Source organism: Clostridium sp. (genome assembly GCF_047718555.1).
In the GTDB taxonomy this organism is placed as follows: Bacteria; Bacillota; Clostridia; order Clostridiales; family Clostridiaceae; genus Clostridium_I.
On sequence record NZ_JBDNRK010000037.1, the window covers coordinates 18,072 to 28,065 of the forward strand.

The 9,994-nt window shown below is 29.9% G+C and carries 12 protein-coding genes; 8 read left to right on the top strand and 4 right to left on the bottom strand.

Features of this window, described 5'->3' with window-relative positions; translation table 11 throughout:
• Positions 1-40 precede the first annotated feature (40 nt).
• On the bottom strand, positions 41-1,183 hold the full coding sequence (locus ABF633_RS14155) for a PTS transporter subunit EIIC (RefSeq protein WP_415524539.1): 1,143 nt from the start codon (positions 1,181-1,183) through the stop codon (positions 41-43).
• A gap of 11 nt (positions 1,184-1,194) precedes the next feature.
• Entirely contained in the window at positions 1,195-1,500 is a 306-nt protein-coding gene (locus tag ABF633_RS14160) for a glucose PTS transporter subunit EIIB (protein ID WP_415524540.1), read from the bottom strand.
• Positions 1,501-1,949: 449 nt separating this feature from the next.
• Between ABF633_RS14160 and ABF633_RS14165 the strand changes: the two genes are divergently transcribed.
• From ABF633_RS14165 to ABF633_RS14180, 4 genes are all read left to right on the top strand, one after another.
• The gene (locus ABF633_RS14165; protein WP_415524541.1) at positions 1,950-3,125 is read left to right on the top strand and encodes a phosphoribosylaminoimidazolecarboxamide formyltransferase; all 1,176 of its coding nucleotides are present in this window, start codon (positions 1,950-1,952) and stop codon (positions 3,123-3,125) included.
• Positions 3,126-3,474: 349 nt separating this feature from the next.
• Positions 3,475-3,900 carry a YjdF family protein gene (locus tag ABF633_RS14170; RefSeq protein ID WP_415524542.1) on the top strand — a complete coding sequence of 142 codons (426 nt, stop codon included), beginning with the start codon at positions 3,475-3,477 and terminating at the stop codon, positions 3,898-3,900.
• A 103-nt stretch (positions 3,901-4,003) separates the two neighbouring features.
• Positions 4,004-4,249, top strand: a complete 246-nt coding sequence (locus ABF633_RS14175) for a hypothetical protein (protein WP_415524543.1) — start codon at positions 4,004-4,006, stop codon at positions 4,247-4,249.
• A gap of 34 nt (positions 4,250-4,283) precedes the next feature.
• The gene (locus ABF633_RS14180; protein WP_415524544.1) at positions 4,284-4,925 is read left to right on the top strand and encodes a YidC/Oxa1 family membrane protein insertase; all 642 of its coding nucleotides are present in this window, start codon (positions 4,284-4,286) and stop codon (positions 4,923-4,925) included.
• A gap of 44 nt (positions 4,926-4,969) precedes the next feature.
• On the opposite strand, the gene ABF633_RS14185 is transcribed toward ABF633_RS14180, so the two are convergent.
• Positions 4,970-5,548, bottom strand: coding sequence for a TetR/AcrR family transcriptional regulator (locus ABF633_RS14185; RefSeq protein WP_415524545.1), 579 nt, complete (start codon positions 5,546-5,548; stop codon positions 4,970-4,972).
• Between the two features lie 196 nt (positions 5,549-5,744).
• Between ABF633_RS14185 and ABF633_RS14190 the strand changes: the two genes are divergently transcribed.
• Positions 5,745-7,379, top strand: coding sequence for an MFS transporter (locus tag ABF633_RS14190; protein WP_415524546.1), 1,635 nt, complete (start codon positions 5,745-5,747; stop codon positions 7,377-7,379).
• Between the two features lie 56 nt (positions 7,380-7,435).
• On the opposite strand, the gene ABF633_RS14195 is transcribed toward ABF633_RS14190, so the two are convergent.
• A complete protein-coding gene (locus ABF633_RS14195; RefSeq protein WP_415524547.1) occupies positions 7,436-8,173 on the bottom strand; it encodes an acetoacetate decarboxylase in 738 nt (245 codons plus the stop codon).
• A 477-nt stretch (positions 8,174-8,650) separates the two neighbouring features.
• Between ABF633_RS14195 and ABF633_RS14200 the strand changes: the two genes are divergently transcribed.
• The 3 genes from ABF633_RS14200 to ABF633_RS14210 all read left to right on the top strand — a co-directional run bounded on the left by ABF633_RS14200 (position 8,651) and on the right by ABF633_RS14210 (position 9,934).
• Positions 8,651-9,022: a VOC family protein gene (locus tag ABF633_RS14200; protein ID WP_415524548.1), complete on the top strand. Its 372-nt coding sequence runs from the start codon at positions 8,651-8,653 to the stop codon at positions 9,020-9,022.
• A gap of 262 nt (positions 9,023-9,284) precedes the next feature.
• Positions 9,285-9,638, top strand: a complete 354-nt coding sequence (locus tag ABF633_RS14205; RefSeq protein WP_415524549.1) for a DsrE family protein — start codon at positions 9,285-9,287, stop codon at positions 9,636-9,638.
• Positions 9,639-9,754: 116 nt separating this feature from the next.
• On the top strand, positions 9,755-9,934 hold the full coding sequence (locus tag ABF633_RS14210; protein WP_415524550.1) for a hypothetical protein: 180 nt from the start codon (positions 9,755-9,757) through the stop codon (positions 9,932-9,934).
• The last annotated feature ends 60 nt before the right edge of the window (positions 9,935-9,994 follow it).

The following is a 9,994-nucleotide window of genomic DNA, read 5'->3' on the forward strand; positions in this document are numbered from 1 at the left end:
TAATGTTAATGCTTACAATGATTATTTGCCCAATATAAGCTTATATACATACTGACAATAATCCATCACCTTGTTTAATATTATCCACATTTAATGGTTCAACAGATTTCAAATCATCTACATTAGTTACAAGAATCATTGTCAGTGATGAAGGTGACTTTTCTTTAACTAAATCTAAATCAAATTCAATTATTTTCTGCCCAGCTGTTACTCTTTCTCCTTCTTTTATAAAACTCTTAAATCCTTCTCCATTCATTTTTATGGCACCTGCTGCTGAACCTATCATGGCAGAAAAGAAGGGAAATTTAAACCTTAGATTAACTCCAAATATAGCTGGTTCTGTTATACCGAGATAGGCTGAGATAGCAGATGTAAAAGATAGTCCTTTAATTTTTTGATCTTTAGATATAAACATCATAGCCAGAGCACTAGAACCCTGTGCAATATTTGAAAGAACAAGTATAGGCCATAAGAAAGTTCCACCTGTACTTGCTATGAGCTGAAAATCTATTGCTAGGAACATTTGATGCATGCCTGTTATAACTAATACTGAATAGAAACCACCATATAAAATAGCACCAAGTAGTGGTAATTTATCAAATACGAAAACTAATCCGTAAGTAATTGCATTACCTATAGAGAAGGTTACTGGTCCAATTATAATAAAGGATAAAAATCCAGTTATTAGTAAAGCTATTGGTGCAACAAATAGTAATTTAATTGAATCAGGAATACGTTTATTTAACTGTATTTCTAATTTTGCCAGTACAAAAGATGAAAATAACACCGGTAAAACTTGTCCTTGATATCCTACTTTAGCTACTTTAAGTCCAAATAAATTCCAGTAAGGTACTGTGCCCTTTGTAACAGCTTCTCCATAATTATAAGCATTTAGTAAGGACGGATGAATAAGCATCAATCCTAATACAATACCAAGAAGTGGATTTCCACCAAATTTTTTAACGGCAGACCAACCAATTAATGCTGGCAAAAATGTAAAGGAGGTATTAGCTATAAGGTTTATAACATCGGAAAGATCTTTCCACTGAGTATAAACGTCAACCAGTGATTTATTTGCAAAAAAGATGCCTTTACCAGCAAGAATATTATCTATACCCATTAATAGACCCGCAGCGACAATAGCTGGAAGTATTGGTATAAATACATCTGCCAACGTTTTCACTAAACGTTGAATTATATTAAGATTGTCCTCTGTGCATTCTTTATGTCTTGTTTTGTTGCACTTTTAATTCCAGTAATGGAAACAAGCATATCATAAGCTTTATCAACCAGCCCAGGGCCTATAATTACTTGAAACTGACCATTGCTTGAAAAAAATCCCTTAACTATGTCTATTTTATCAAGATTATCTTTGTTCACTTTATTTTCATCTTTCAAAGCAAATCTTAATCTAGTAACACAATGAGTTGCAGCAGTTATATTATCTTTACCACCAACGGCTGCAATAATTTCTTCTACAGACTGTTTTGAAACATCCATTAATGACTCCCCCTTATAATATATGTAAACGTTATATTTGTATGGTAACATGTATAAACAAGTTTGTCAACACTTGTTTATACATGTTGGAATGAATTTTAGAAATATTATGAATCGAATACTTGAATTTGACATAATAAGTTAAATATAATATAATTTAATAAAAGTTAATAAGAGAATCATGTAACTGGCGGAAATGGAGTTAACCATGGGGAACATGATTCTAGGCATATTCAAGAAATAACCAGTCAGTATACTAGTCTATTTTGCGTCATACTGCGTCAGCAGAACCTTCTGATAGCTCACTATCATCAGAACCTGTTTCCTTGTATTACACAAAATATACCTCGTATCTTTGCCTTGTTATTTATTTTCATATGTCTGAGAAAAATATCGACCGTCTGGGTAAGTTCATTATTTACTCAGACGGTTTTTTGGAGGTTGTTATTGTGAAAAATTCGCAAATTATACTTAAATATGGATGCAATCCACATCAAAAGCCAGCAAGAATTTATACAGATAATAAGTCTTTACCCTTTGAAATTTTAAATGGCAATCCTGGTTATATAAACCTAATGGATGCTTTTAATTCCTGGCAATTAGTGAAAGAGTTAAAAGAAGCAACAGGATTACCAGCAGCAACTTCTTTTAAGCATGTAAGTCCAGCAGGTGCAGCAGTGGGAATGCCCCTCAGTGATGTATTAAAAAAGGCATATTTTGTTGAGGATATAGAATTATCTTCTGTAGCTTGTGCTTATGCAAGAGCAAGAGGTGCAGACCGAGTTTCTTCTTATGGTGATTGGGCTGCCATAAGTGACATTGTTGATTTACCTACTGCCATGATTTTAAGTAAATCTGTTTCAGATGGTATAATTGCTCCAGGATATACAGATGAAGCTTTAGAAGTTCTAATGAAAAAGAAAAAGGGAAAATACTGTATAATTAAAATGGATCCTGACTATGAGCCAAATACCATAGAAAGAAGACAAATATATGGTATGACCTTTGAACAGAAGAGGAATAACATTAATATAAAAGAGGAAATGCTTGATAATATAGTAACTGATAATAAAAATATAACAGATGAGGCAAAAAGAGATTTACTTATTTCTATGATAACATTAAAATATACTCAGTCTAATTCAGTTTGTTTTGCTTTAGACGGTCAGACCATCGGTGTAGGAGCAGGACAGCAGTCAAGAATACATTGTACGAGACTTGCTGCATCAAAAGCAGATCTTTGGTATTTAAGACAGCATCCTACTGTACTTAATTTGCCTTTTAAAGAGGGTGTTTCAAGGGCAGAAAGAGATAATGTAATTGATCAATTTTTAAGAGATGACGTTACTTCTATGGAGACTAAAGGATGGAAGGATATACTTAAAGAGATTCCAGAAAGGTTAACTAAGGAAGAAAAGATAGCATGGCTTTCTAACTTAAAAGAAGTTGCTTTGGGATCAGATGCATTCTTTCCTTTTAGCGATAATATAGATAGGGCTTCAAAAAGTGGAGTCAAATACATTGTCCAACCTGGTGGCTCCATAAGGGATGATGTAGTGATAGAGGCATGTAATGAATATGATATGGTGATGGCTTTTTCAGAGGTTAGATTGTTTCATCATTAAGGTATTATTTAATTAGGGGGCTGTCTCAAAAGTAGTAAATATTCATTAAGTGTGAGAATGTCCTAATTTGTTTACTAAAAATAAAGTTTTAATAGTTGAAAAGCTGTCTTGCAATGCATATATGCATTGCAAGACAGCTTTTTTTGAATATTTAAATAAATAAGATTTAAAAGTAACATTATTAGGTAAAATCTATATATTGCACAATCTTCTATTTTTTTATAATATGTAAATGAAGATAAAAACACAGTTTCGGTTGGTAGTCCGAACCTATATTATATATGGCAGTAACCTGCCCTCCTGGGGTTGTCCATTCTTCAAGTTTTAATAAAACAGGAGGAAGCTAAAAGTGAATAACAGTATAAAATTAACAGTATTTTTTGAGGAGCCGTTTTGGGTAGGAATATTTGAAAGATCCTGTGAAGAAAAATATGATGTTTTAAAGATTGTGTTTGGTCCAGAACCAAAGGATTACCAAGTATATGAATTTATATTAAAAAACTTTCATAAATTAAGATTCAGCAATTCTATACCTAATATTAGGACTAACGATATTAAAGAAAAAAAAATAAATCCTAAAAGACTTAAAAGGAAGATCAAAAAAGAAACAAAAAGTACAGAGATTGGAACTAAAGCACAGCTTGTTATGAAGTTACAATATGAAGTTACTAAAGTAGAGAGAAAAAAGATTTCAAGAGAAAAAAAGGAAGAGGAAGAAAAGAGAAAGTTTCAGTTAAAACAACAGAAGAAATTAATGAAACGTAAAGGACATTAATGACTAAGCTTTATATAAGTAGATATTTCTTAAAATCACATTATTGGAATTTTAAAGTGTTAATGCTATAATAAATAAAATATTAGATGAGGGGGAGTGTGCAGTGAATTCTAACTTAATAAGTATAATTCAATTTATGTTTTTAATAATGTGTTTTACCAGCATACTTTCTTATGCGTTATATACTTATAATAATTTTAAACATAAATTTCAAAGAAATATTGTAAAGAAAGTTTTACTTCAATGGGTTAATTTTATAGAAAAGCTGTTACCTGATCAGTATATTGTTTATGAAAAATACGGAATATGGAGATACGTGGAACGTTTAAAAATAAAAATGATGTTTTAGAAATAAATATTTTAATTTCTAAGGAGAGATGGAAATGAACATCATTTTTGATTTTTTAAGTAATCTATTAAGTATAATTTTCAATTTTACTGGTGATTGGGGATTGGCAATTGTTTTATTGACAGTAGTGGTAAGATTAGTACTTTCACCTATGTCTTTTAAACAAAAGAAATCCATGCATCAGCAGCAAAAGCTTAGTATAAAAATGCAGGAGATTAATGAGAAGTATAAGGACGATAAAGTTAAGCTTGAAGAAGAGAGAAAAAAACAAGCAGCTTTAAGTGCAAAAAGTATGCTGGGATGTTTAGTAACCTTTTTACAGTTACCTATATTAATGACTATGTGGAGTGTAATTAATAAAATGCCTGTAAGTGCAGGAACTATGCTTATACCTTGGGTATCCAGTATTAAATTATCAGATAGTTATTTTATTATACCTTTGATATATATTTTTGCATCTTTAACTCCAAGTTTACTTTCATATGTAAGTTTTTTCAAAATTGAAGGTCAGGCTAAGATGACCAAAGGAAATATTATAATAATGGCAGTGGTTGGGCTATTTATTGCTAAAGCAGCGCCTATTGCAGTGGGTATATATTTGATAACCACTAGTCTATTCAATTTTATTGAAGAACTAGCATTTAGATTATATATGAGAAAAGTTAAAACTGTATAATAAATTATGGAATCATGGCATTGACACTTAGTGCCATGATTTTTTTATAAATTGAAAACACCATTAAAAGACAATTTAGTTATAATATCAGCAATTTTTTCAGGAGGCTCTTTCATTCCACAATTAAACCATTCAGAGATAATACCTAAATGAGCGTAATAGAGATATGAAGATAAGTATTCTCTAGATATAGGTAAATTATCTTTACCAGTTATCTTACAATAAAAGTTAAAGATGTTGTTTCCAAGATTAGTTTTTATCCATTCTTGAAGTTCTGAATTTCTGTTTTCATCTAAAAGTGATTTTGCTAGCTTGTAATTATCTCTATAATAGCAAATGATTTTAGTAAAAAAATATTTAAAGTCCTCTTCGTCAGAAGCATTTTCAAGTTTGTTCATATCATAAGATATCAGTTTTAATTCATTTAAAGCTGTATTTTCACAGTGAGATAACAAATCATATTTATCTTCATAATGGATATAAAAAGCTCCTCTGCTTATACCTGCAGCCTTAGTTATATCTTTAACTGTTACTCTATCAAAGCCCTTTTCATAGACTAAATCGTAAAAAACCTTTAGAATCAATTCTTCTGTTTGAATATATCTTTTATCATTTTTATTCATATGTTTTATCTTTAGTTAGAGATTATATGGTAAGTGCTAATCTCTAACTTTAACCTCCTTTCTTAATACCCATTTTTTAAAAAAGATAGATAATATACACTTTTGATTTTTTTGCACATTGTTTGTATATTCCTCTTTAAATTATAATAAACATAGTGTCAATTATCAATAGAGAAAAATTATCAGGAGGGATATTATGAAGAAAAACAAAGTTGTTTTTGGATTTGCTGCTCTAATTATTGGATGCTTTTTAAGCGCTTTGGATAGTACTATAGTAAATATAGCACTGCCTGATATAGCTAATTATTTCAATGAAAGTATTAATAATATAAGCTGGATTGCTACGGGATACCTGCTTTCATTTTCTGTATTTCTTATTATAGGTTCTAAAATTGCAGATCAATTTGGAAGAAAAAAAGTTTTTATAATTGGACTTATAATTTTTGGAACGACTTCAGGCTTATGTGGATTTTCCAATTCAATTCTATTTCTAATCATCATGAGATTTATTCAAGGTATTGGTGCTGCAATCCTTACACCTGTGATTATACCACTGGGTATTGATATTTTTGGAAAGGAAAAGAGAGGCTTTATAATAGGGGTATCGGGAGCAATCACAGCATTAGCCGCTGCGGCAGGTCCACCACTTGGGGGAGTAATGCTTGAATATTTAAATTGGAAAACTATATTTTATGTAAATGTTCCCCTGTGTGTACTAGCTGTATTTTTAGGATTAGTATTTTTAGATGAATCCTTTGACAATACAGTTTCAAAGAAAATAGACATAGCAGGTACTGTTTTATTAACTGTAAGTTTATTCTGTTTAACTTTTCCCCTGCTTAAGGGTAGTGATTATGGATGGAATTCTTCTGTTATAATAATTCTTTTCATTGTTTCTGTTTTATCAATGATTATATTCTTAATTGTTGAAAGTAAAATCCCGGAACCAATGCTTCCATTAAATTTATTTAAAGAGAGTACTTTTACTACTTCGTGTATTTGTTACATGATAGTGGGCTTTGGAATGGCTGCTCCTTTACTCATATTGAATTTTTATCTGGAAAAGATATTGATGTATTCAGCATTAAAGTCTGGATTAATACTCATGACACTTTCATTAAGTGGAGTAATAAGTGTACCACTAGGAAGCTTTTTATCTAGTAAAATAGGAACGAGAATAATCAATTTCTTAGGATCTATTCTTATGGGGATTGCGACTATTGGTCTTGCCCATATAGATAATAATACCTCAATTTTAAATATAAGGATAATACTCATTGTTTTCGGATTTGGCTTTGGATTTTCTGTTCAGTCAATATCATCAGCAATAAAATATTTACCATTAGAAAAAAGTGGTATGGCTTCTGGAATTATTAATGCAGGAAGACAAATTGGAACATGTATTGGAGTAGCAATTCTTGTAAGTATATTAAATACCAATGTAAACAATGCAGTTATTAATATTAAGAATGATGTGAAATATGAGATAAATATGGATAAAGCTTTGAATTCTGATATTAAAGATAATATGCTAGTAAAAGTTAATAATGTGAAAAGTGATTCAAACTCTTTTTCCAGGGATGATATAGTGAAAAATATTAATGAAGAAGGTGAAAAGTTACTGGCTAAAACTCCACAGGAGAAAAGGGCATTTGTATTAAGCAATTTACAACAGCAAAAGAGTAAAGTACTAAATATAATTGATTATAGTCAGGATGTAAGAAATAAGGAAACCAGTAAGGCTTTTAATAATACATTTAGGGTATCCTATATTATCCTATTTGCATTTTCAATATTTGGATTGTTCACAGATAAGAGAGTAAAAGAATAAATTTGATTTTCATAACCTATATAAATTTTTTGAAATTTATATAGGTTATTTTTTAATTATTTTTTAAGATAATCATATACAATTTTAGGAGAAGGAAGAGTTAAATCTGTAAGTATATGAGAACTGGATACTATTTCTTTTACAGGTAAATCACTAAATGGTGCCATGGCATGATCAAATAACTGTAATCTTGCAGGACCGGTCCAAGCCTCATGTATGGTGATATCCGTAATTTCAGCACATACTAGTTCACAAATTCTTGGAGTTCCATCATAATTAGGTATAATTTTTAACATATAATTAGGACGGCAAATTTGATTACGGGCCTCATTTATATCTAGAGGTTGATGCTTATATCCCATAGTGGCAGTTAATACTCTTAATTTTCCGTAATCTAATGTACCAACTAATGTATCTGAATCAACAAATAGTTTTGGATAACCAAGCTTTTTAGGATATGCACTAAGTTCTCTTCCAACGGCAATAGCAGGATGATTATCTAAATACATCATATGTAAATAGTCACCCTTTTTACCATTAAAGTTTACGGGAATAACCTGTCCGCATTCAGTATAAGCTCCCAGTCCACTTACATCAGGCATAGCCATCATTTCAAATCTAACTAAGGGTTCATCTAATTCTAAAGGTTCTGGTATAGCTTTGCGTAATGCGTTAATATCTGTACGATACACAATATTGAGATATTCACGATTATGAAATTTATAGGGACCTCTTGGAAATGCTGGAGTAGTTAGTGGCATAGAAATTTGTTTAGGTACTTCACTTTCTAACATAAAAACTCATCTTCTTAATATTAATTATATTTAGCATTCTCACAAAATTAAATTGAGATTTAGTATTGATTAAATGTGAATTTAATTTCTAGCAAGTCGATATAAATCAATCCTAGGACATGCTATTATCCTTATCAAAGCATTTTCAATAATAATGTAACATAATATACATATTTATACAAATAAAGAATGAATTTATATATATCCTTGCTTAGTAAAAATACGCCAATTATAGTTTGAATATAATTACTAATTTATGAAAAATTTTCATATAATACTTGAGATGCATTTAACGATAATATATACTAAAATTAAGCAAAGATGCTTTATATACATTCGTGAAAACGTTTGTGATGATTTCAAAGAATATATGAATGCGTTGTTGTAAATTTACCTTAACAAAATATAATAAAATATACGTAATTATATGTGATATTATTTGCTATAATGGTATAAAAAAGATAGGTGGTATGTAACATGGAAGAAAAATTAAAAGAACTACAGGATATGAATTTTAAAGTAGTTCATTTAGGAATTAACTCATCAGATGAAGAGGAAGCATTGTCAGCAGCAAAATTTTTTATGACGCTTTTTGGATTTCCCATGAACGACAAAAAAGATTCAGTATTTGCAGGGCCCATGATTGAAATAATGAAAGGTAATGGAAGAGGTACCAAGGGGCATATTGCAATCTCTGTAAAGAACATTCATAAAGGAAAGAAATATTTAGAAGACATGGGATATGTTTTTGATGCTGATTCTGCAAAATATGATTCTAATGGAAACCTTGTACTTATCTATTTAAAAGATGAGGTAATAGGATTTGCTGTACATCTGATACAGGAATAAAAATTTTTTATTGATTCAAAGGCTAATGTTATAATTTACTTATAACATTAGTTGAGAAGCACCATGTAAATACTTGATGCTCCATATTTAAAATGTATGAATTTGATGTTTTACCTTAGTATAAGAGTACTAATGGTGACTGTAAACGAATAAACCTATCGGAAATCATAAACAAAAACTTCATCTGATGCCAAGAATTCTGTTTATAAAATTAACAGCAACTAGTAGTTGCAATCTAGAATATGTACAAGGAGGATTTTTTATGTCAGAAAATAAGGTTATATTTCATATTGATGAGTTTGATAAATGGAATTTGTTATTAAAAGATGTAAGTATTTTATTAGATGCTTTAAGTAACGACAAATTTTATATTGAAGTTCTAGCTACTTCAGAAGCGGTTAAGTTTTATGATGTAAATGAAATTTTAAACACAGATGTTAACTTTATGAGAAATTTAAATGATAGAGGGATAAAATTTGTTGCATGTAATAATTCATTAACAGCCTGTCATATAAAAAACAATGACATAATTAATTTTGTAGATATAGTTTCAATTGGAACTTTAGAACTTATAAATAAACAAAGCGAAGGATATATTTATCTAAAAGCATGGTAGTGCATTTAGATATAATAATAAAAAATAGTTAGATGGTTAAAATAATATAATGGATAAAGATTTGGTAAATATTTAAACTTACACATAAATAGGGAAACAAATTTGAGGTGCGATAGATGATTAAAAAACATACAGTATGGAGAATTCTTTTTATGGTATTTGCAGCAGGTATTTCTATTATTGGCGTGTGGACTAATATAAAGTTACTCACTGTATCTGGTGTAATTCTGTGGATAACCAGTACAATCATAAATATAGTGTATAGTCTTCAGGACGTTGAGGCAAAATCCATATAACTTTATTTAAGGCATATTCAAATAAATAACTAGTCAGTATGCTAGCCTATTTTGAATCCT

Coding starts and splice junctions, on each gene's coding strand:
- ABF633_RS14160 (WP_415524540.1), bottom strand. CDS start 1,500: ATGGATGTTTCAAAACAGTCTGTAGAAGAAATTATTGCAGCCGTTGGT.
- ABF633_RS14180 (WP_415524544.1), top strand. CDS start 4,284: ATGAACATCATTTTTGATTTTTTAAGTAATCTATTAAGTATAATTTTC.
- ABF633_RS14185 (WP_415524545.1), bottom strand. CDS start 5,548: ATGAATAAAAATGATAAAAGATATATTCAAACAGAAGAATTGATTCTA.
- ABF633_RS14190 (WP_415524546.1), top strand. CDS start 5,745: ATGAAGAAAAACAAAGTTGTTTTTGGATTTGCTGCTCTAATTATTGGA.
- ABF633_RS14195 (WP_415524547.1), bottom strand. CDS start 8,173: ATGTTAGAAAGTGAAGTACCTAAACAAATTTCTATGCCACTAACTACT.
- ABF633_RS14200 (WP_415524548.1), top strand. CDS start 8,651: ATGGAAGAAAAATTAAAAGAACTACAGGATATGAATTTTAAAGTAGTT.
- ABF633_RS14205 (WP_415524549.1), top strand. CDS start 9,285: ATGTCAGAAAATAAGGTTATATTTCATATTGATGAGTTTGATAAATGG.
- ABF633_RS14210 (WP_415524550.1), top strand. CDS start 9,755: ATGATTAAAAAACATACAGTATGGAGAATTCTTTTTATGGTATTTGCA.